Here is an 18486-nt window from a genome sequence, read left to right as displayed (position 1 = left end):
TTGCGAAATGAAAATTCTAAAGGCCCATGCGCACCAGGGCCATGGACACGGCCGGGCGGCTGTAGTCCATGCGCGTCACGCGCCCCCGGCTCAGGATGCCGATGATGCCCTGGTCGTAGCCGATGCGGTCGTTGTCGGTCAGTCCAGCGCGGCGCACGGCCGGGTCCAGTTCGAGGCCATCCTCGACCACCAGACGCGTGACCTCGGCCGGCAGTTCGAAGGCCGGGCCCAGGCCCAGATACATCTCTTCGCCGTCGAAAATGGCGCAGGCCGTGAGATTCATGTAGCCCGTGGCCGTTTCCGGCACCGGCACCAGGCCCGATTCCAGGGCCACGGACAGGTCGCACCCGGCAAAGGCGGCCCGGGCCCTGTTCTTGGCCCCTCGCATGGTCTCGTCCAGTCCGACTGGCTGGACGGACACGCCCGAGTCCACGCTCACGGGCACGAATTCGGCTTCGGGAAAGCGCGTCTCCATGACGGCGCGGATGGCCCCGAGCTTGACCGGGTTCATGGATCCGACCCTGATGATCACGAAAACCTCCGCACGGTCCTTGCCAGGGCCTTGCATCCTCTGTCACGGAGCGGACAGGAGGAACCCATGCAACGCACCATCATCCTCATCGGACTCGTCATCCTCGCCGTGGGGCTGGCCTGGCCGCTCATCGCCAAGCTGCCTCTGGGGCGGCTGCCCGGCGACATCGTCATCGACCGGCCGGGCTTCAAGTTCTTCTTCCCGCTGACCACCGGAATTCTCGTCAGCATCGTGCTCAGCCTCATCGCCTGGCTCCTCAGAAAGTGATGACCTGCCATCCCGCTTCCATGTAAGAACCCATGGACGGGTGACCGCTCATGTCGCCGATGAGCGGCACTCCGACGGCCTCGACCTCGGCGGCCACGCCCAGCTTGACGGAACAGGCCTTGCAGGCGCCTGCCAGCAACCCCTTCTCCCGGACCTGGGCGAAAAGCCTGGCCAGGGGATGATCAGGCTTGACCAGAGACGGCGGCAGGGCCACGGAAGCCCCCTCCATGACGATGGTCGCTTCGTGGCCCCTGGCCTGCAGGTCCAGGGCGTTCAGCAGCACGTGGATGAAGCACATGGGGTCGCCGTTGAAGACGAAAAGGGCTGTTTTCACGGTCCGCCTCCTTTAGAATTTGCGGATGAGGATCACACCGGCGAAAAGCAGCACCGCGCCCGCGATCCTCCCCAGGGAGATAGGCTGGGCCGCGACGCCCAGCCACCCGTAGTGATCCATGACCAGGGACGCGGCCATCTGGCCTGCGATGAGCAGGGCCATGACGCTCATGGTCCCCAGACGCGGCACGGCGACGATGGTCATGGTCACGAAAAACGCGCCCATGGCGCCGGCCGTCCAGGCCCACCACGGCAGATCGGCCACGACCCTGGCCCCGGGCCAGGGCAGACGCATGGCAAGGCACAGCAGGCCCAGGGCCACGGTGCCCGTCAGGAACGAGAAGAACGAGGCCAGATACGGACTGTTCATGTACACGGCGGTGACCGCGTTCACGGCCGGCTGGACCGGCATGAGACACCCGGCCAAAGCTGTCAAGACGAGAATCAGTCCATCCATCATTCCTCCGGGGCGGTCCGGGAATAGACAATTGCCGCCCACTGACGGCTTTGATACGGTAAGCGTCCGCGCTGATCAAGAAGCGCGGGAAACTCTGCCGACCCGCCTCCACGACGGGCGACGAAGGGGGAAACATGCTCGAAATCCTGCGCAGACGGCGCAGCGTCCGCCACTACACGCCGCAGCCCATTCCGGCCGATGTCACGGACCAGCTCAAGGAGGCCGTGTTGCGCTCCCCGTCGTCCCGCGGCCTCGACCCCTGGGAATTCATCTTCGTCACGGACAAGGCCCTGCTGGCCGCCCTCGCCGCGGCCAAGCCCCACGGCGCCCACTTCCTGCGCGACGCGGCCCTGGGCGTGGTTGTCCTCGGCGACGAGGCCAGGGCCGACACCTGGGTCGAGGACTGCTCCATCGCCTCCATCATCCTGCAATTGGCCTGCGAGAGCATGGGCCTCGGGAGCTGCTGGGTGCAGATCCGCATGCGCGCCTGCGACGAATCCACCTCGGCCGAGGCCCGCGTGCGGGAGATCCTGAACATCCCCGCCCACCTGCGGGTCGAGTCCATCATCAGCATCGGATACCCGGCCAAGACCCCCAAGGGGCATCCCCGCGAAACCCTCAAGGATCACACGATCAAAACCGACACCTACGCATGATCCCCACCACCGGCCCCATCCGCCATGACCGCTACCGCTTCTGCCCGGCCTGCGGCGCCCCCCTGGAACCGGGGCGCGTCCACTCCGACGGACCGGACCGCCTGATCTGCACCGCGTGCTCGGGCGTGGTCTATTTCGACCCCAAGGTCGTGGCCTGCGTCATCCTCGAGATCGGGGGCAAGATCCTGCTCATGCGCCGCAAGCGCCCCGACGACACGGAAAAATGGCTCCTGCCCGGCGGCTACGTGGACGAGGGCGAACCCGTCGAACAGGCCGCCATGCGCGAGATCCGGGAGGAGGTGAACCTCGACGTCCGCCTCGACGGTCTGGTGGGCGTCTTCTCCTACGCGGGCTGGCCGCCGGTCATCGTCGTCTACAGCGCCCGCCTGGCCGAGGCCGCGCCCAGCCCCGGCGAAGAGACCGAAGACCTGGCCCTCTTCGCCCCCGAGGAAATCCCCTGGTCGAACCTGGCCTTCCCCAGCACCCGCGACGCGCTTTTGGCGCACCTGCAGGGCAGGACTTGCCAACCCATGCCCCTGACCGTATTCACAGCGGCTGCACACGAACCCGGGACATCCCGCACCACCACGACAGACTGAAGGACCATCATGGACACGCCATCCACCCCATCCAATTTCCTGCGCGCCATCATCGAAGAGGACCTCAAAAACGGCAAGAACGAGGGACGGGTCTTCACCCGCTTCCCGCCCGAGCCCAACGGCTTCCTGCACATCGGGCACGCCAAGTCCATCTGCCTCAATTTCGGTCTGGCCCGCGACTACGGCGGACGCTGCCACCTGCGCTTCGACGACACCAACCCCGGCAAGGAGGACCCGGTCTACGTGGCCTCCATCAAGGAGGACGTGCGCTGGCTCGGCTTCGACTGGGGAGAGCACCTGTACCATGCCTCGGACTATTTCGAGCGCCTCTACGCCTTCGCCGTGGAGCTCATCAAAAAGGGCAAGGCCTACGTCTGCTCCCTTTCGGCCGAAGAGGTCCGCGAGTACCGCGGCACCCTGACGGAGCCCGGCAAAAACAGCCCCTACCGCGACCGCTCCGTGGATGAGAACCTCGACCTCTTCGCCCGCATGCGGGCCGGCGAGTTCCCCGAGGGGACGCACATCCTGCGCGCCAAGATCGACATGGCCTCGCCGAACATGAACATGCGCGACCCGGCCCTGTACCGCATCCTGCACCAGGAGCACCAGAACACGGGCAACACGTGGTGCATCTACCCCATGTACGACTTCGCCCACGGCCTGTCGGACTCCCTGGAGCGCATCACCCACTCCATCTGCACCCTGGAGTTCGCCGACCACAAACCGCTCTACGACTGGATCCTCGACCAGCTCGACGTACCCAGCCGCCCGGTGCAGTACGAGTTCAACCGCCTGAACATCAACTACACCGTGACCAGCAAGCGCAAGCTCAAGACCCTGGTCGAGAACGGCGTTGTCGCCGGGTGGAACGACCCGCGCATGCCCACCATCTCCGGCCTGCGCCGCCGGGGCTTCCCGCCCGCGGCCATGCGCGACTTCTGCGAGCGCATCGGGGTCAGCCGCTCGGACAGCTGCGTGGACATGGGCGTGCTCGAGAACTGCGTGCGCGAGAACCTCGACGCCACGGCGCCCCGGGCCATGGCCGTGCTGCGGCCCTTACGCCTGGTCATCGAGAACTACCCCGAGGGTCAGGAGGAATTCTTCGAACTGGCCAACCACCCCAAGAACCCGGACATGGGCAGCCGCAAGGTCGGCTTCTCCCGCGAGGTCTTCATCGAGGACAGCGACTTCATGGAGAACCCCTGCTCCAAGTTCTTCCGCATGGCGCCGGGCAAGGAAGTCCGCCTGCGCGGCGCCTATCTGGTGACCTGCACGGGTGTGGTCAAAAACGACGACGGCACGGTCAGGGAAGTGCTCTGCACGTACGATCCGGCCAGCCGCGGCGGCGACGCCCCCGACGGCCGCAAGGTCAAGGGCACCCTGCACTGGGTCAGCGCCCGGCACTGCGCCGAGGCCGAGGTGCGCCTCTACGACCGACTCTTCACCGCGGAGTTCCCCGGCAAGGACGCGGACTTCCTGGATCAGGTCAACCCGGCCTCCCTGGAAACCCTGACCGGGTGCAAGGTCGAGCGGTCCCTGACCGAGGCCGCCCCCGAGGACCGTTTCCAGTTCGAGCGCCAGGGCTTCTTCTGCGCCGACCGCTTCGACCACGCGACGGGCAGGCCGGTCTTCAACCGCACGGTGACCCTGCGCGACTCATGGGCCAAGGTGGCGGGCTAGCACCTGCAGGCGATGGACGAAATGGACGATCTGGACGGCATGGACGGGATGGACCGGGCGTGCCGTTCTTTTTTGGGGCGGGGGCGGGCGTGATCCTGTACACGCGGCCCGAGTTCACGCCGCCCATGCCGTGCCCCTACCTGCCGGACAAGGTGCTGGTCTACGCCTCGTTCTACGCCGACAGCCTGGATTGCCACGAACTGACCTGGCTGCTGTCGCGGGGGTGGCGCAAGTTCGGGCACAACTTCTTCCGGCCGGCCTGCCCGGGCTGCAGGTCCTGCATCCCGCTGCGCGTGCCCGTGGAGCGCTTCCGGCCGAGCCGGAGCCAGGAGCGGGTCCTGCGCCGCTGCGCCCATGTCCGCGTGACGTTCGGCCCCCTGCGCTACGAAAGCCCGCTTTTTGACCTGTATCAGAGACATTCGCTGGTCCGTTTCGGACAAGAGCACAGCTTCGAGGATTTCGCCGCCAGCCTCCACTCGCCGTCCTGCCCGGCGGTGCTCTCGCGGTACGAGGTGGACGGCCGTCTCGTCGGCGCGGGATACCTCGACCGCGGCAGCGACGGACTGAGCTCCGTGTACTTCGTCTACGACCCGGACGCGTCGCGCCTGAGCCTCGGCATCTTCAGCGTGCTGCGCGAGATCCGGGAGACGGCGCGGCTTGGGCTGCAGCACTACTATCTGGGGTATGTCGTCCCGGGGTGCGAACGCATGGCCTACAAGGCCGGATTCGCCCCCCATCAGCTCTTCGATTGGGACGACGGACTCTGGCACGAGACCGGCAGGTCGCCTGAACATCCATCCCCGGGCATGATTCCCCTCGTATCGGGGTGGACAGGTACGGATTAGGCATTACAGATTGATCGTTCTGATCGAGAACAAAGGAGCTTTCCATGGAACATCGTACGGTCTATTTCGACAACAACGCCACGACGCCCCTGCATCCGGAAGTCAAGAAGGCTCTGGTCGAGGGGCTTGAGATATTCGGCAACCCTTCCAGCATGCATTCCTTCGGCCGCGAGGCGCGGGAAAAGATCGAGGAGGCGCGTGAACAGGTCGGCACGTTCATCGGCGCCAAGCCTGAGGAGGTCCTCTTCGTCGGCAGCGGGTCCGAGGCCAACAACACGGTCCTGTCCCTGCTGCACTGCGACAGCACGACCTGCGCCTGCTCCCTGAGCGGCCGGCACGACCTGGTGACCACGGCCATCGAGCACCCATGCGTGCTGAACACGGCCCGCCACCTCGGCCGCAAGCAGCACGGCGTGCACTACCTGTCCGTGGACAAGTTCGGCCGCATCGACCTCGACGACCTGCGCCGGGCCGTGACGGACAAGGTCGGCATGGTCTCCATCATGATGGCCAACAACGAGATCGGCACCATCCAAGACATCCGGGAGGCCGCCCGCATCACCCACGAGGCAGGTGCCCTCTTCCACACCGACGCCGTGCAGGCCGTGGGCAAGATCCCCGTCGACGTGCGCGACCTGGACGTGGACTTCCTGACCATGTCCGCGCACAAGATATACGGCCCCAAGGGCGTCGGCGCCCTCTACGTCAAGAAGGGCGTGCCCTACTGCCCGCTGATCCTGGGCGGACATCAGGAGAACGGCCGCCGCGCCGGCACGGAAAATTCCCTGGGCATCATCGGCATGGGCAAGGCCGTCGAAATGCGCGCCATCGAGATGGACGCCGAGGAACGCCGTCTTCTGCACCTGAAGCAAACCCTGCGGGACGGCATCGAGAAGGCCATCCCCGACGTGCTCTTCATGGGCCATCCCGAGCACGGTCTACCGGGGACGCTGAGCGTGTCCTTCATCGGCGCCGAGGGCGAGTCCATCCTCCTCTATTTGGACTTGGCCGGCATAGCCGTATCCACGGGCTCGGCCTGCGCCTCGGGCTCCCTGGACCCGTCCCACGTCATCCTGGCCACGGGAGTGCCCGTGGAAAACGCCCACGGCTCCGTGCGCATCAGCCTGGGCCGCGAGAACACCATGGAAGACGTGCAGTACATGCTCTACCACCTCCCCCCCATCATCGACCGCATCCGGACCATGTCCACTGCGTACAGGAGAAGATAAATGGCCAAATGGACTTACTCCGACAAGGTCAAGGACCACTTCATGAACCCGCGCAACATCCTGCGCGAGGACAATGAAGCCGAATACCACGGCATCGGGCAGACGGGGAACATCAAGTGCGGCGACGAGATGATCGTCTACATCAAGGTCGACCCCGAGAAGCTGACCATAACGGACTGCAAGTGGCGCACGTACGGCTGCGCCAGCGCCATCGCCAGCACCTCCATCCTGTCCGAGATGGTCATCGGCATGACCCTGGACCAGGCCTACGCCATCACGGCCAAGGACATCCTGAAGGAGCTCGACGGCCTGCCGGACAACAAGGTGCACTGCTCGGTGCTCGGCGACAAGGCCCTGCGGGCCGCCATCGACGACTACTATCGCAGGAACGGCATGGAGGACCGCATCAAGACCCAGAGCGCCAAGATCGTCTGCGAGTGCATGCAGGTCACGGACGAGGACATCGAGCACGCCGTTCTCGAGGGGGCGCGCAGCTTCCACGAACTGCAGGAGATGACCAAGATCGGCACGGGCTGCGGCGAGTGCCAGGAGAACGCCCAGGCCGTCATGTCCGGCTACATCCAGAAGCATTTCGGACTGTAACCCCAAGGAGGGCCGCCATGAAGATTCTGGCCTTCGGCGCGACCGGTTTCGTGGGGGCGCACCTCGTGCCCCATCTGGTGGAACGCGGCCATGAGGTGACCGTGGCGGCCCGCTCCGGAAAGGCGCGCTTCGCCCCGCCCGTGGCCGTGCTCAAGGCCGACCCCACCGCGCCGGGCCCGTGGCAGGAACTGGTCGCGGGGTTCGACGCGGTGGTCAACCTGGCAGGAACCCCCATCACGACCCGCTGGAACGAGGCGGGAAAGAAAAGCATTCTCGAATCTAGGGTGCTCAGCACCCGCAACATCGTGGACGCCCTGTCCCGCACCGCGGGCAAGACCTTCCTCTGCGCCAACGCCGTGGGCTACTTCGGCGACGGCGGGGACGCTGTGCTGACCGAGGACGCGCCGCGAGGGTCGGGCTTTCTGGCCGACGTGGCCGCGGCCTGGCAGGCCGAGGCCCTGCACGCCGAGAGCTTCGGGCACCGCGTGGTCACGCCGCGCATCGCCGTGGTTCTCGGCAACGGCGGCGCCCTGGCCAAGATGCACCTGCCCTTCGCCCTGGGCCTGGGCGGCCGTCTCGGCAGCGGCAGGCAGTGGTTCCCCTGGATCCACGTCCGCGACCTGGTGCGCGTCATGAGCTTCCTGCTGGAAACCCCGGTGGCCCGGGGGGCCTTCAATGCCTGCTCCCCCGAAGCAGTGACCAACGCCGGCTTCACCGCCGCCCTTGGCCGTGCCCTGAAGCGCCCGGCCGTCCTGCCCGTTCCGCCCTTTGCCCTGAAGCTGGTCCTGGGGGAGGCGGCGACCATGCTCCTGTCGGGGCAGCGCTGCGTCCCCGCGGCCTTGCAGGCCCTGGGCTTCGCCTTCGAGCACCCGGACCTGGACCGGGCCCTGGCGGACATCGTCCCCGCCCTGAAAAAGGCCTGACACCGCCGATTTGCCCCGCGATCCCATGCTCCTTGTATTTTGAGGCTCCCTGGCTTACCAGACAGGGAGCTTTTTTCGGCCGTCCGCACTCACCCCACAAGGAGACGCCATGGACAACGCGCCCATCTTCGACACCGCCATCCCCAGCCTGGGCCCGTGCAGGGTCGACAACCCCCTGCCCTACTGCCACCATATCGACGACTCGGCCAAGATGCGCATGTTCCTGTCCGGGGACGTCATCGAGGACGCCTCCGGCTCCGATGCGCTGTGCGAGTTCGAGGAGGCCGGCCCCAGGAGGATGATCTACTTCGACCCGCCCAAGACCAAGTGCGCCGTCGTGACCTGCGGCGGCCTTTGCCCGGGCATCAACGACGTCATCCGGGCCATCGTCATGAGCGCCCACCACAACTACCACGTGTCCGGCACCTTCGGCATACGCTACGGGCTGCAGGGCTTCATCCCCAAATTCAAGCACGACATCATGGAGCTCACGCCCGAGAGCGTGTCCGAGATCCACGAGTTCGGGGGCACGGTCCTGTCCTCGTCGCGCGGGCCCCAGCCGCCCGAGGAGATCGTCGACGCCCTGGAGCGCATGAACATCTCGGTCCTGTTCATGATAGGCGGCGACGGGACCATGAAGGCCGCCGACATAGTTACCCAGGAGGTTCTGCGACGCGGCCTCAAGATCGGCGTGGTCGGCATCCCCAAGACCATCGACAACGACATCAATTTCGTGACCCGTTCCTTCGGCTTCGACACGGCCGTGGAGAAGGCCACCGAGGCCATCCGCTGCGCCCACGTCGAGGCCCTGGGTTCTCCCGGCGGCATCGGCATGGTCAAGCTCATGGGCCGGGAGTCGGGCTTCATCGCGGCCCAGGCCAGCCTGGCCCTGAAGGAGGTCAACTTCGTCCTCGTGCCCGAAGCCCCCTTCGAGCTGCACGGGCCCGAAGGATTCCTGGCCCAGCTGAAACAACGCCTGGAGCAGCGGCAGCACGCCGTCATCGTCGTGGCCGAGGGCGCCGGTCAGGACCTGTGCCGCGCGGACAACGGGCAGGACCTGTCGGGCAACCCCATCCTCGGCGACATCTGCGACGTGCTGCGCAGGGAGATCAAAAAGTATTTCGGCGAACTGAACTTTCCATACACGCTCAAGTACATCGACCCGAGCTACATCATCCGTTCCATACCGGCCAACTCCAACGACCGCATCTACTGCGGCTTCCTCGGCCAGCACGCCGTGCATGCCGCCATGGCCGGCAAGACGGGCATGGTCGTGTCCAAGCTCCAGGACCGCTACATCCATCTGCCGCTGCACCTGGTCACGTCCAAGCGACGCAAGCTGAATATTTTCTCCAACTACTGGCGGTCCGTGATGGAATCGACCGGACAGCCCCAATCCATGTTCACCTGCATGAACAAGGCGGATAGGCCATGAAACGCGCCCTCATCGTTCTCGTCATCCTGGCCCTGGCCGGCGGAGCCTACTGGTTCCTGCAGAACCGCGAGCAGATCTTTCCCAAGCCCGAGGCCAAGGAAGTGGCGCCCCAGCGATGGCAGGTCAGTACGGGCAAGGCGCCCGAGCCCTCAAACACCACGGCGATGCTGCCCGTCAACGCGACCAACGCCAGCGTCGAGACGAACGCCACGTCCAACGCCACGGCCCCCGAAACACCCGTGGACGAAATCGTCCGGCACGACTTCGTCAAGGATGTCAGCGCCTACCTCGTCGCCCGCTACCTCCCGGGCGGCACCAAGAAGAATCCCGGCCCCCAGGGCCGCTTCGACCTCAACGTCAAGTCCGTGAACATCCGTTACGGCGTCGATTTCCCGGGCCTGAACGTGGACCCGGCCGACACGCTGGGCGCGCGCAAAATCATCTTCGGGCACGTGCTGCAGGGCCCGACGCTTGATTTCCTGCACGCCGCCTACACGCCCCTCTTCCTGGACAGCCTCGACGAGACGCTGCGCTCCACCACCCACACCCTGGCCTCGGGCCAGAGCGTGGCCGTGACCGAAGCGCAACGCGCGGAAATGCTGACGCTGCTGGCCTCCCGCCTGCGCACGGTGGGTCGGACCGTGTCCGTCCTGGCCAGGACGGACACGGTCAAGCCGCTTGTGGCCAAGTATCTTCAGGACATCGACAACGTCGGCCAGGCCCATCTGGCCTTCTGGAACCTGCAGGGCGACAAGGCGTCGCCCGCGGCCCGCGACGAGGCCAGCGCGCGCATCAAGACCACGATCCAGACGCGCGAGATCTCGCGTCAGCGTCTGCTGCAGGCCATCGTCAGCGCGGCCGACCCCCAGGGGCTGGACGCTTCGGAACTCATCTATCTGGCGCAATGGATATACCGCCGCGGCGAAGAAAACCCCCAATGGGTCGGGGCCACGGGCAAGGCGGGAGAACTGCTGGCCAGGGTCGCGGAAGCCGTGGAGGAACGCTCGCGGCAGCCATGGCCGGAAAGCGGCGGAAACGCCACGTCGGGCGATCCCGCCGAGGCGGGGCAGTAGTCAGGACAGGAAGGACTTTTCGAGCCGGCACGTCTGGACGACGTCACCGCCGGCTTCGTGCAGGACGAACTCTATGGAACCCCGGGCACCCAGCCGGGGTTCGCATTTTTCGTTGTTCCAGAGCGTCAGCCAGCCGGGCCCCCATTCAGAATAGGGGAAGGACAGGGTCCCGACGCGGTAGAGTTCTGGCACTGTCCAGCCGGCTTCTGCCAGCTGAGCGGCATGGGCCCGGAACCAGGCCAGGGACCGCGCATGGGCTCGTCCCTGTTCCTTGGAAATTTTTCCGCATTTCAGCAGTTCCGCGCTGCTCTCGAGTTCCTGTTCGAATGTCGGCATGATCCTTCCTGCGTGTGTCATGGTCGCGAGACGGGGCGGGTGTACTGCACGCCGATACCAAACCGCGTCTTGTCGGTGCACCCCAGATCCCTGGTCCAGCGCACGCGGCCCTGGAAGCTCCGGTGTGCGGCCAGCCCCGATTTTTCGGGGTGAAGGTTCAGGAGCTGAAGGTATATGATCTCGCCCGTACGCAGCGGAGAGCGGGTTTCCATGCACAGGCCGCCCTCGCCCAGGTCGATGAGTCTCGCGTCGAGGTACTCGTCGCTGTCAAGCCGGCTGTACCTGACGCTGTTTTCCTTGCGCTGGCGCGTGAAGGCGCGCCTGTTCTGCGAACCGTTCGCCATATTTGCCTCCCTATCCCGCCATGGCGGAAACTCTTTTCATCCTATAGTCCTTTGCGGAGAAATGAAAAGAGGCCTCAGGCAAGCTGTTCGAGCCCCTCGGGGGTGCACAGGAGAAACCCCTCTTCCGCCAGCCTCCCGGCCAGCATGCCGTGCCCCTCGATGCGCACTCCGGAAAACGTGCCGTCGTAGATCACGCTGATGCCACAGCTGGGCGAACGCGGCTGTAGCACCGCAGCTCGGGCGCCGGTCAGGGAGGCGATGCGCAGGACCTGCTCGACGCCGCGCGTGAAGGCCTCGGTCACGTCCGCTCCGCTGCGGGTCAGGGCCTTGTCCCCGCTCAACTCCACGGCATCCCGGGGGGTGGGCAGCCCGCCGAGCTGTTCGGGACAGACGGGGATGAGCGTGAAGCGCGAAGCCAGGTCCGCGACGCGCCCGTCGGTCTCCATGCGCCCGTCGTAGCGGCAGTACACGCCAAGCAAACAGGCGCTGACCAGCAACGGTTGCCGTCCTCTTCCCTGGAAATCGTCCCTTGTCATCCAGCCCTCCATCCTGTAGCCGTTGAACTCGCAATCATCAAAAAAATCGTGATATTCCGGAGGCTTCATGTCCACTCTCCAGTCCGCCCTCGACCGCATCAGCCCCCTCGACCCGACATATTTCGATCAGGCCCAGGCCCATCTCGACACGCAGACCAAGCCCAAAGGGAGCCTCGGCACCCTGGAACGCGTCGCCTGCCGTCTGGTGGCCCTGGCCGGTGGCGAAGCGCCGTGCGTGGACCCGGCCCGCGTCTACACCTGCGCCGGCGACCACGGCGTGGCGGCGCAGGGCGTGAGCCTCTTTCCGCAGGACGTGACGCGACAGATGGTCGAAAACTTCGTGCGTGAGGGCGCGGCCATCAACGTCCTGACCCGCACGGCCGGCGTGGACCTCAAGGTCGTGGACGCCGGCTGCCTGGGCGGCCCCTTCCCCGAACACCCGGCCCTGGTGCAGTGCAAGGTCGCCCCCGGCACCCGCGATTTCACGACAGGCCCGGCCATGACGCGCCAGGAGTGCCTGACGGCCCTGGAAAACGGGGTGCGCCTGGCCCTTGCGGCGCGGGAAGACGGCATGAAAACCCTGTGCACGGGCGAGATGGGCATCGCCAACACCACGCCAGCCACGGCCCTGTTCTGCGCCTACCTGGGCCTGGAACCCGAAGCCATCACCGGCCCCGGCACCGGCCTGAACGCCGAAGGAATCCGCCACAAGATCCGCGTCATCGAACGGGCTCTGGCCCTGCACGCGCCGGTCGTGGCCACGGGCGACCCCATCGACATCCTGGCCTGCCTGGGCGGCTTCGAGATCGCCACCCTGGCCGGTATGATCCTTGGCGGGGCGAGCCTGGGCATGGCGCTGGTCATCGACGGATTCATCTCGTCCAGCGCCTTCGCCGCGGCCAGGGCCATCCACCCCGCCGTGGCCGAGTACGCATTCTTCGCCCACGCCTCGGCCGAACCGGGCTTCGCCGCAGTCATGGACGGCCTTGGAACCGCCCCGCTGCTCAACCTGGGCATGCGCCTGGGAGAGGGCACGGGCGCGGCCATGGCCGTCTTCATCCTGCGCTGTGCGGCCAACATCTACAACGAGATGGCCACATTCTCCTCGGCCGGCGTGGATTCCGGAAATTGAAAAAGGGCGGGCGGAAAACCGCCTGCCCTTTCACGTCGAAAGCATTCCCGCTCAGACGGCCGCGCCGCTCTTGTACACCGCGTCCAGGATTTCCTGCCCACCGCGCTCCAGGACCGCCCGGGCCACTCCGGCGCCCAGGGCCACGGCTTCGGCGGCCGGGCCCGAGGCTTCCTGACGGATGACCCGCTCGCCGCACAGGTCGGCCACCAGGCCCGTCATGGTCAGGGTCGACCCGGACAGGGTGGCGAAGCCGGCGATGGGCACCTGGCAGCCGCCGTCCAGACCGAAAAGGAAGGACCGCTCGGCCTCGACGCAGGCTCTCGTGGGCGCATGGTCGAGGAAGGCCAGCAGTTCGTCCAGCTCGGGCCGGTCGGTACGGAACTCGATGCCCAGGGCTCCCTGGGCCACGGCCGGGAAGAAGGACGGCGGGGCCAGTTCCTGCATGTGCGGCGCGTCGAGGCCCAGGCGATTGAGCCCGGCCATGGCCACGATGATGGCGTCGAACTCGCCGGCCATGAGCTTGCCCACCCGGGTGTCCAGGTTGCCGCGCAGGGAGACGATGCACAGGTCCCGGCGCAGGCCCATGAGCTGGGTCTGGCGGCGCAGGCTGCTGGTCCCGACGCGGGCCCCGGCCGGCAGGGAGGCGATGTCAGGGTAGTTCGCGCTCAGGAAGCAGTCCGTGGGCGCTTCGCGCTCGGGGATGATGCCCAGCTTGAGGCCCTCGGGCAGTTCGGCCGGGACGTCCTTCATGGAGTGCACGGCAATGTCCGCCTCGCCGGCCAGCAGCGCCTCCTCGATCTCCTTCACGAACAAACCCTTGCCGCCGATCTTGGCCAGGGGGACGTCGAGAATCTTGTCGCCCTTGGTCTTGATGATGTTCAGCTCGATGTCGATGCCGGGGTACTGGGCCTTGAGGAGGCCCGAAATGTGGTGTGCCTGCCACAGGGCGAGCTTGCTCCCGCGGGTGGCGATGCGAATTTTCTTCATCAATGATCCTTTGAAGTTAACCGCAACTGGAGCAGTTGCCGCCGCTGCAGGAACCGCAGCCGCTCTTGCCCCTGGTGGTGATGGCGCTCGCGCTGGGCGAGCCCGCGACGATGGGGCCTCCGGTGCGGAAGACGCCCCGGGACATGAGCTTGGCCGTGTCGGCGGAGCCGCAGGCCGGGCACGCGGACTGCTCGCCGCCCAGGACGATCTCCTCGAACTCCTTGTGGCAGGCGTTGCAGACGTATTCGAAGATGGGCATATGTCCTCCTTTACGGTTGTTCCGAGCCCAAGAAAGGTTCGAGTTCGGAAACCGCCTCGAAAAGATAGTAGTCGATCAGACCGCAGAGCAGGTGGCCGATGGCCGCGTGAATCTCCTGGACGAGGGGCGTCCTGGTGTCGGGGACGATGAGGGCGTGGTGGCAGTGCCGCGTCATCTCCCCGCCGTTGCCCCCGCCCAGCCCCACGGTCACCAGTCCGTTCTCCATCCCGAGGCGCAGGGCCTCGTTGACGTTGGCGCTTTTGCCCGACGTGGAAATGCCGACCAACACGTCGCCCGGCCGCCCCAAGGCGCGGACCTGCTTGCTGAAGATCTGCTCGAACGAATAGTCGTTGCCGATGGCCGTCAGTGCCGAGGAGTCCGTGGTCAGGGCGATGGCCGGCAGGGGCGGGCGCTCCATCATGAAGCGGTTGACCAGCTCAGCCGCGAAATGCTGGGCGTCGGCCGCGCTGCCGCCATTGCCGCAGAAAAGGATCTTCCCCCCGCCCGTGAGACACAGGGCCATGGCCCGGGCCGCCTCGGCGACCTGAGAGGCGTGGGCGGCGAAAAACGCCGTGCGCAGCGCGGCTCCGTCCTCCGCGTGGGTCGTGATGATCCGCAGCACCTTGTCGGTCATGGCCTGGCCCTCCCCTCATTCGTTGAACAGGACCATGGTTTGTAAGTTCCCACCTGCCCTTTGGCAAGGGTTTCTTCCCCCGCCTTCGACGACAAGTTATACAGAATTGTAAAACAGCGACCGGAAGATTCGCGAAGCTTTGACAATTTCGGAATTCGAACCCCCGAGACTTTCAATCCACCACAAACACAGGCTCGGAGCGAATTAACGCAGCGCAACGGCTCCCAACTTCGTCGAAAATTCGCCGCCCCATCCAGGCCCGACAGGGCACGATGATTGCACAATCAAACCGCATCTAAAGGGCTCGAATCACGCGCTTCTTTGCGCCGAGCCGCGACTTCTTACAAAACGGGGTGCACTCCCCTCAAATACCTTTCTTTTTTTGGTTTTCTCATTTAGAAAACCGTCACTTTGTAACACTTACTCATGGAGGTTGTTTGTGAAGAAATTTGCTCGTGTTTTCCTGACCCTGGTATGCGTGCTGCTCTTTACTGCGGCCGCGGGGGCCGAGACCATCAAGCTTGGCTTCAACATCCCGATGACCGGCGACATTCCCAAAGTGGGTGAGATGGCAAAGCAGTCCGCCGAAATGCTCAAGGAGCAGGTCAACGCCAAAGGCGGCCTGGACGTCGGCGGCAAGAAGTACCAGCTCGAATTCGTGTACGTGGACAACGAGACCAAGCCCGAGTCCGCCGTCAACGCGGCCCTGAAGCTGATCGAAGGCGAGAAGGTCCTGGCCATGGTCGGCCCCATGGGTTCCGGCCGCGCCGTCCCCGCCGGCGAAGTGGCCAACAACCTCAAGACCGTCATGCTCGCCCCCTGGTCCACCAACCCCAAAACCACCCTGGACCGCCCCTACGTCTTCCGCGCCTGCTTCCTGGATGACTTCCAGGGCCCCGTGGCCGCCAAGTTCGCCACCAACCAGCTGCAGGCCAAGACCGCGGCCGTCCTCTTCGACGTGGCCCAGGACTACTCCAAGGGCCTGTCCGAATTCTTCAAGAAGAGCTTCGAGGAACTGCACGGCGCCGGCGCCGTGGTGGCCTACGAAACCTTCACCACCAAGGACGTGGACTTCTCGGCCCAGCTGACCAAGATCATCAAGGCCAAGCCCGACGTCCTCTTCACCCCCCAGTACTACAACGAAGTGCCTCTCATCGTGCGCCAGGCCCGCGAACTGGGCTTCAAGGGCCCGATCCTCGGCTCCGACTCCTGGGGCTCCGCCGAACTCATGGGCCTGTGCGGCGACGACTGCAAGGGCCAGTATTTCGTGACCCACTACGCCGCCGCCGGCGCCAAGGGCGCGACCAAGGAATTCATCGACAACTTCAACGCCAAGTACGGCCAGATCCCGGATGACGTCGGCGCCCTGACCTGGGACGCCACCAACATGGCCCTGGCCGCCATCCAGAAGATGGGCGCCCTGTCCGGCGACCTGGCCAAGGACCGCGACGCCCTGCGCGCCGCCCTGGCCTCCATGAGCGGCTTCGAAGGCATCACCGGCACCATGAGCTACGACGGCAAGAGCGGCGACCCCTCCAAGTGCGCCGTCATCGTCAAGATCAACGACGCCGGCGAGTTCACGTTCCACGAGACCGTCTGTCCGTAACCCTGGCTGACTTCCGGAGGGCGGCCCGCCGCCCTCCGGCCTTGAGACATTCCAACCGATTCCGGACCCGAACATGCTCGAAACTTTCATCCAACAGGGCATCAACGCCCTGCAGCTGGGCAGCTATTACTCCCTCATCGCGCTCGGGTACTGCCTGGTTTACGGCGTGCTCCTGCTCATCAACTTCGCCCACGGCGACATCTTCATGGTCGGCGCCTACATCGCCTTCTTCTGCGCCACGGCGCTCATGGGCAAATACGGCGTCCTCGACGCCGGCATGTCCGGCTGGATCGTGCTCGCCCTGACCGTGCCCCTGACCATGCTCCTGACCTCGGGCGTGGGCGTCTTCATCGAGCGCGTGGCCTACCGCCCCCTGCGCCTGAAGGGAGCCAACCGCCTCTACGTGGTCATCACGGCCCTGATGATGGGCATCGTCCTGGAGTACGGCAACCTGGCCATGCTCGGCGCCACCCGCAAGTCCTTCCCGACGCTTGTGCCCCGGGCCATCTTCGAGATCGGCGGGGCCACGGTCACGAGCCTGAAGCTGGCCGCCATCTTCACCAGCTTCGCGGTCTTCGGCCTGCTGCAGTGGATCGTGACCCGGACCAAGATCGGCATGGCCATGCGCGCGGTGTCCTTCGACAAGTTCGCGGTGCCCCTCATGGGCATCCCGCTGGACATCGTCATCATCTTCACCTTTTTCCTGGGCTCCTCCATGGCCGGTCTGGCCGGACTGCTCTACGCCATGAATTTCCCGGTCCTCGACCCGTTCATGGGCGCCCTGGTGGGCTGGAAGGCCTTCATCGCCGCCGTCGTAGGCGGCATCGGCGACATCCGCGGCGCCTTCATCGGCGGGTTCCTGCTGGCCTTCCTGGAGGTGGCCGTGGCCGCGACCTTCAGTTCCGAACTGCGCGACCTGATCTCCTTCACCATCCTGCTGGGCATTCTCTCCTGGAAACCAACCGGGCTCTTCGGCAAGCCCAGAACCACGAAGATCTGAACCATGAGTCCACGCCTCACCACACCAGCGGCGCTCTGCGCCTTGCTCCTGGGCCTCGTCGCCATGACGCAGACCGGCCTGCTCGGCCAGTACGCGCAGACCTTCCTGTGCACCATGGGCATCTACATGATCCTGGCCGCCAGCCTGAACCTGGTCAACGGCTACATGGGCGAATTCAGCTGCGGCCACGCCGGCTTCATGGCCGTTGGGGCCTACACGGCCTCCATCGTCGGCGTCATCCTCTTCGTCGGCGACGAGCACTTCGGCCCGGCGCTCCTGCCCATGAGCCTCGCCCCAATGGCCTTCCCGCTCATCCTGGCCGCGGGTTTCGCGGCCGCGGCCCTGGTTGGCCTGCTCGTCGCCATCCCGTCCTTCAAGACGCGCGGCGACTACCTGGCCGTCATCACCCTGGCCGCCGGCTACATCGTCAAGAGCGCCCTGGAGAACATCGAGATCGTCGGCGGCCCCAGAGGCTTCATGGGCATGAAGAAGGTCGTGCTGGCCATCGAGGAGAGCTTCACCGTGCCCTGGATGCTCGTCTGGATCTTCATCGGCGTGGTCCTGACGGTCTGGCTGCTGCGACGCTTCGTCTACTCGACCTACGGCAAGGGCGTCATGGCCATCCATCAGGACGAGGTCGCGGCCGAAATCATGAGCGTCAACACCAACCACATGAAGCTCGTGGCCTTCATGCTCTCCTCGGGCCTGGCCGGGCTGGCGGGCGGGCTCTACGCCTACCTCATCGGCTTCGTGAACCCGGCCTCCTTCACCATCCTGCGCTCCACGGAGTGCCTGGTCATGGTCTACCTGGGAGGCATGGGCTCCCTGACGGGCTCCATCCTGGCGGCGGGCATCTTCACCATCCTGCTGGAATTCCTGAAGCCCCTGGAGCAGCTCAAATGGGTGGCCATCCCCATGCTCCTCATCGTCCTCATGCAGTTCCGGCCCGAGGGCCTGATGGGCAACCGCGAGCTTTCGGACATCTTCCCCAAACTCAAGCGCTTCTACAGGTTCAAATGA

The 18486-nt window shown here is 65.6% G+C and carries 23 protein-coding genes; 14 read left to right on the top strand and 9 right to left on the bottom strand.

Annotated elements, in window-relative coordinates; translation table 11 throughout:
• Positions 1-16 precede the first annotated feature (16 nt).
• Positions 17-532 (bottom strand): inosine/xanthosine triphosphatase, encoded by a 516-nt coding sequence (gene yjjX / locus ACZ5AC_RS03405; RefSeq protein ID WP_464249556.1) that lies wholly within the window; start codon positions 530-532, stop codon positions 17-19.
• A gap of 66 nt (positions 533-598) precedes the next feature.
• On the opposite strand from yjjX, the gene ACZ5AC_RS03400 reads away from it, so the two are divergent.
• Entirely contained in the window at positions 599-799 is a 201-nt protein-coding gene (locus ACZ5AC_RS03400; protein WP_464249555.1) for a DUF2905 domain-containing protein, read from the top strand.
• Here the strand turns inward: ACZ5AC_RS03400 and ACZ5AC_RS03395 are convergent.
• Together ACZ5AC_RS03395 and ACZ5AC_RS03390 are read right to left on the bottom strand one after the other, a co-directional pair.
• Positions 789-1133, bottom strand: a complete 345-nt coding sequence (locus ACZ5AC_RS03395; RefSeq protein ID WP_464249554.1) for a cytoplasmic protein — start codon at positions 1131-1133, stop codon at positions 789-791. The two genes, ACZ5AC_RS03400 and ACZ5AC_RS03395, sit on opposite strands and share 11 nt — an antisense overlap.
• A gap of 12 nt (positions 1134-1145) precedes the next feature.
• On the bottom strand, positions 1146-1589 hold the full coding sequence (locus ACZ5AC_RS03390) for a DMT family transporter (RefSeq protein WP_464249553.1): 444 nt from the start codon (positions 1587-1589) through the stop codon (positions 1146-1148).
• 134 nt (positions 1590-1723) lie between these two features.
• On the opposite strand from ACZ5AC_RS03390, the gene ACZ5AC_RS03385 reads away from it, so the two are divergent.
• The 9 genes from ACZ5AC_RS03385 (at position 1724) to ACZ5AC_RS03345 (ending at position 10632) form a co-directional block, all read left to right on the top strand.
• Positions 1724-2245 (top strand): nitroreductase family protein, encoded by a 522-nt coding sequence (locus ACZ5AC_RS03385; protein ID WP_464249552.1) that lies wholly within the window; start codon positions 1724-1726, stop codon positions 2243-2245.
• Positions 2242-2844: an NUDIX domain-containing protein gene (locus ACZ5AC_RS03380; RefSeq protein ID WP_464249551.1), complete on the top strand. Its 603-nt coding sequence runs from the start codon at positions 2242-2244 to the stop codon at positions 2842-2844. The genes ACZ5AC_RS03385 and ACZ5AC_RS03380 overlap by 4 nt, the downstream gene beginning before the upstream one ends.
• A 9-nt stretch (positions 2845-2853) precedes the next feature.
• Positions 2854-4524 (top strand): glutamine--tRNA ligase/YqeY domain fusion protein, encoded by a 1671-nt coding sequence (locus ACZ5AC_RS03375; protein ID WP_464249550.1) that lies wholly within the window; start codon positions 2854-2856, stop codon positions 4522-4524.
• 59 nt (positions 4525-4583) lie between these two features.
• Positions 4584-5369: an arginyltransferase gene (locus tag ACZ5AC_RS03370; protein WP_464249549.1), complete on the top strand. Its 786-nt coding sequence runs from the start codon at positions 4584-4586 to the stop codon at positions 5367-5369.
• Positions 5370-5413: 44 nt separating this feature from the next.
• Positions 5414-6598 (top strand): cysteine desulfurase family protein, encoded by a 1185-nt coding sequence (locus ACZ5AC_RS03365; protein ID WP_464249548.1) that lies wholly within the window; start codon positions 5414-5416, stop codon positions 6596-6598.
• On the top strand, positions 6599-7201 hold the full coding sequence (locus ACZ5AC_RS03360) for an iron-sulfur cluster assembly scaffold protein (RefSeq protein WP_464249547.1): 603 nt from the start codon (positions 6599-6601) through the stop codon (positions 7199-7201). It abuts the gene before it with no gap.
• A gap of 17 nt (positions 7202-7218) precedes the next feature.
• Complete coding sequence (locus tag ACZ5AC_RS03355) at positions 7219-8124, top strand: TIGR01777 family oxidoreductase (RefSeq protein WP_464249546.1); 906 nt, start codon at positions 7219-7221, stop codon at positions 8122-8124.
• Positions 8125-8233: 109 nt separating this feature from the next.
• On the top strand, positions 8234-9559 hold the full coding sequence (locus ACZ5AC_RS03350) for an ATP-dependent 6-phosphofructokinase (RefSeq protein WP_464249545.1): 1326 nt from the start codon (positions 8234-8236) through the stop codon (positions 9557-9559).
• On the top strand, positions 9556-10632 hold the full coding sequence (locus tag ACZ5AC_RS03345; RefSeq protein WP_464249544.1) for a hypothetical protein: 1077 nt from the start codon (positions 9556-9558) through the stop codon (positions 10630-10632). Before ACZ5AC_RS03350 ends, ACZ5AC_RS03345 begins: the two co-directional genes overlap by 4 nt.
• Here ACZ5AC_RS03345 and ACZ5AC_RS03340 read toward each other — a convergent pair whose 3' ends face one another.
• The 3 genes from ACZ5AC_RS03340 to ACZ5AC_RS03330 form a co-directional block, all read right to left on the bottom strand.
• Positions 10633-10968 (bottom strand): hypothetical protein, encoded by a 336-nt coding sequence (locus tag ACZ5AC_RS03340; RefSeq protein ID WP_464249543.1) that lies wholly within the window; start codon positions 10966-10968, stop codon positions 10633-10635.
• Between the two features lie 17 nt (positions 10969-10985).
• Positions 10986-11312: a PilZ domain-containing protein gene (locus tag ACZ5AC_RS03335; RefSeq protein ID WP_464249542.1), complete on the bottom strand. Its 327-nt coding sequence runs from the start codon at positions 11310-11312 to the stop codon at positions 10986-10988.
• A gap of 74 nt (positions 11313-11386) precedes the next feature.
• The gene (locus tag ACZ5AC_RS03330) at positions 11387-11917 is read right to left on the bottom strand and encodes a 2-thiouracil desulfurase family protein (RefSeq protein WP_464249541.1); all 531 of its coding nucleotides are present in this window, start codon (positions 11915-11917) and stop codon (positions 11387-11389) included.
• Here ACZ5AC_RS03330 and cobT point away from each other — a divergent pair.
• Entirely contained in the window at positions 11916-12980 is a 1065-nt protein-coding gene (gene cobT / locus ACZ5AC_RS03325) for a nicotinate-nucleotide--dimethylbenzimidazole phosphoribosyltransferase (RefSeq protein ID WP_464249540.1), read from the top strand. The genes ACZ5AC_RS03330 and cobT overlap by 2 nt on opposite strands.
• 51 nt (positions 12981-13031) lie before the next feature.
• Here cobT and hemC read toward each other — a convergent pair whose 3' ends face one another.
• From hemC to ACZ5AC_RS03310, 3 genes are read right to left on the bottom strand one after another with little or no spacing between them, the layout of a single operon-like run.
• Entirely contained in the window at positions 13032-13967 is a 936-nt protein-coding gene (hemC, locus tag ACZ5AC_RS03320) for a hydroxymethylbilane synthase (RefSeq protein WP_464249539.1), read from the bottom strand.
• Positions 13968-13983: 16 nt separating this feature from the next.
• The gene (locus tag ACZ5AC_RS03315; protein WP_464249538.1) at positions 13984-14226 is read right to left on the bottom strand and encodes an FmdB family zinc ribbon protein; all 243 of its coding nucleotides are present in this window, start codon (positions 14224-14226) and stop codon (positions 13984-13986) included.
• Positions 14227-14236: 10 nt separating this feature from the next.
• Positions 14237-14860 carry a D-sedoheptulose 7-phosphate isomerase gene (locus tag ACZ5AC_RS03310; protein WP_464249537.1) on the bottom strand — a complete coding sequence of 208 codons (624 nt, stop codon included), beginning with the start codon at positions 14858-14860 and terminating at the stop codon, positions 14237-14239.
• Positions 14861-15299: 439 nt separating this feature from the next.
• On the opposite strand from ACZ5AC_RS03310, the gene ACZ5AC_RS03305 reads away from it, so the two are divergent.
• The 3 genes from ACZ5AC_RS03305 to ACZ5AC_RS03295 all read left to right on the top strand — a co-directional run bounded on the left by ACZ5AC_RS03305 (position 15300) and on the right by ACZ5AC_RS03295 (position 18486).
• Entirely contained in the window at positions 15300-16466 is a 1167-nt protein-coding gene (locus tag ACZ5AC_RS03305) for an ABC transporter substrate-binding protein (RefSeq protein ID WP_464249536.1), read from the top strand.
• Between the two features lie 73 nt (positions 16467-16539).
• A complete protein-coding gene (locus tag ACZ5AC_RS03300) occupies positions 16540-17466 on the top strand; it encodes a branched-chain amino acid ABC transporter permease (RefSeq protein ID WP_028578656.1) in 927 nt (308 codons plus the stop codon).
• A 3-nt stretch (positions 17467-17469) separates the two neighbouring features.
• Positions 17470-18486, top strand: a complete 1017-nt coding sequence (locus ACZ5AC_RS03295; RefSeq protein WP_464249535.1) for a branched-chain amino acid ABC transporter permease — start codon at positions 17470-17472, stop codon at positions 18484-18486.

The organism is Desulfomicrobium aestuarii (assembly GCF_055385525.1).
Note: the sequence above shows the minus strand (reverse complement) of the source record. Positions and strands in the feature narration are given on the sequence as shown.

Excerpts from the sequence above, each read along its gene's own strand:
- ACZ5AC_RS03310 (WP_464249537.1), bottom strand. The coding sequence starts at position 14,860 with ATGACCGACAAGGTGCTGCGGATCATCACGACCCACGCGGAGGACGGA.
- ACZ5AC_RS03350 (WP_464249545.1), top strand. The coding sequence starts at position 8,234 with ATGGACAACGCGCCCATCTTCGACACCGCCATCCCCAGCCTGGGCCCG.
- ACZ5AC_RS03300 (WP_028578656.1), top strand. The coding sequence starts at position 16,540 with ATGCTCGAAACTTTCATCCAACAGGGCATCAACGCCCTGCAGCTGGGC.
- ACZ5AC_RS03375 (WP_464249550.1), top strand. The coding sequence starts at position 2,854 with ATGGACACGCCATCCACCCCATCCAATTTCCTGCGCGCCATCATCGAA.
- ACZ5AC_RS03385 (WP_464249552.1), top strand. The coding sequence starts at position 1,724 with ATGCTCGAAATCCTGCGCAGACGGCGCAGCGTCCGCCACTACACGCCG.
- hemC (WP_464249539.1), bottom strand. The coding sequence starts at position 13,967 with ATGAAGAAAATTCGCATCGCCACCCGCGGGAGCAAGCTCGCCCTGTGG.
- ACZ5AC_RS03365 (WP_464249548.1), top strand. The coding sequence starts at position 5,414 with ATGGAACATCGTACGGTCTATTTCGACAACAACGCCACGACGCCCCTG.
- cobT (WP_464249540.1), top strand. The coding sequence starts at position 11,916 with ATGTCCACTCTCCAGTCCGCCCTCGACCGCATCAGCCCCCTCGACCCG.
- ACZ5AC_RS03355 (WP_464249546.1), top strand. The coding sequence starts at position 7,219 with ATGAAGATTCTGGCCTTCGGCGCGACCGGTTTCGTGGGGGCGCACCTC.
- ACZ5AC_RS03335 (WP_464249542.1), bottom strand. The coding sequence starts at position 11,312 with ATGGCGAACGGTTCGCAGAACAGGCGCGCCTTCACGCGCCAGCGCAAG.
- ACZ5AC_RS03390 (WP_464249553.1), bottom strand. The coding sequence starts at position 1,589 with ATGGATGGACTGATTCTCGTCTTGACAGCTTTGGCCGGGTGTCTCATG.
- ACZ5AC_RS03400 (WP_464249555.1), top strand. The coding sequence starts at position 599 with ATGCAACGCACCATCATCCTCATCGGACTCGTCATCCTCGCCGTGGGG.
- ACZ5AC_RS03380 (WP_464249551.1), top strand. The coding sequence starts at position 2,242 with ATGATCCCCACCACCGGCCCCATCCGCCATGACCGCTACCGCTTCTGC.
- ACZ5AC_RS03360 (WP_464249547.1), top strand. The coding sequence starts at position 6,599 with ATGGCCAAATGGACTTACTCCGACAAGGTCAAGGACCACTTCATGAAC.
- ACZ5AC_RS03315 (WP_464249538.1), bottom strand. The coding sequence starts at position 14,226 with ATGCCCATCTTCGAATACGTCTGCAACGCCTGCCACAAGGAGTTCGAG.
- ACZ5AC_RS03295 (WP_464249535.1), top strand. The coding sequence starts at position 17,470 with ATGAGTCCACGCCTCACCACACCAGCGGCGCTCTGCGCCTTGCTCCTG.
- ACZ5AC_RS03330 (WP_464249541.1), bottom strand. The coding sequence starts at position 11,917 with ATGAAGCCTCCGGAATATCACGATTTTTTTGATGATTGCGAGTTCAAC.
- ACZ5AC_RS03345 (WP_464249544.1), top strand. The coding sequence starts at position 9,556 with ATGAAACGCGCCCTCATCGTTCTCGTCATCCTGGCCCTGGCCGGCGGA.
- ACZ5AC_RS03340 (WP_464249543.1), bottom strand. The coding sequence starts at position 10,968 with ATGCCGACATTCGAACAGGAACTCGAGAGCAGCGCGGAACTGCTGAAA.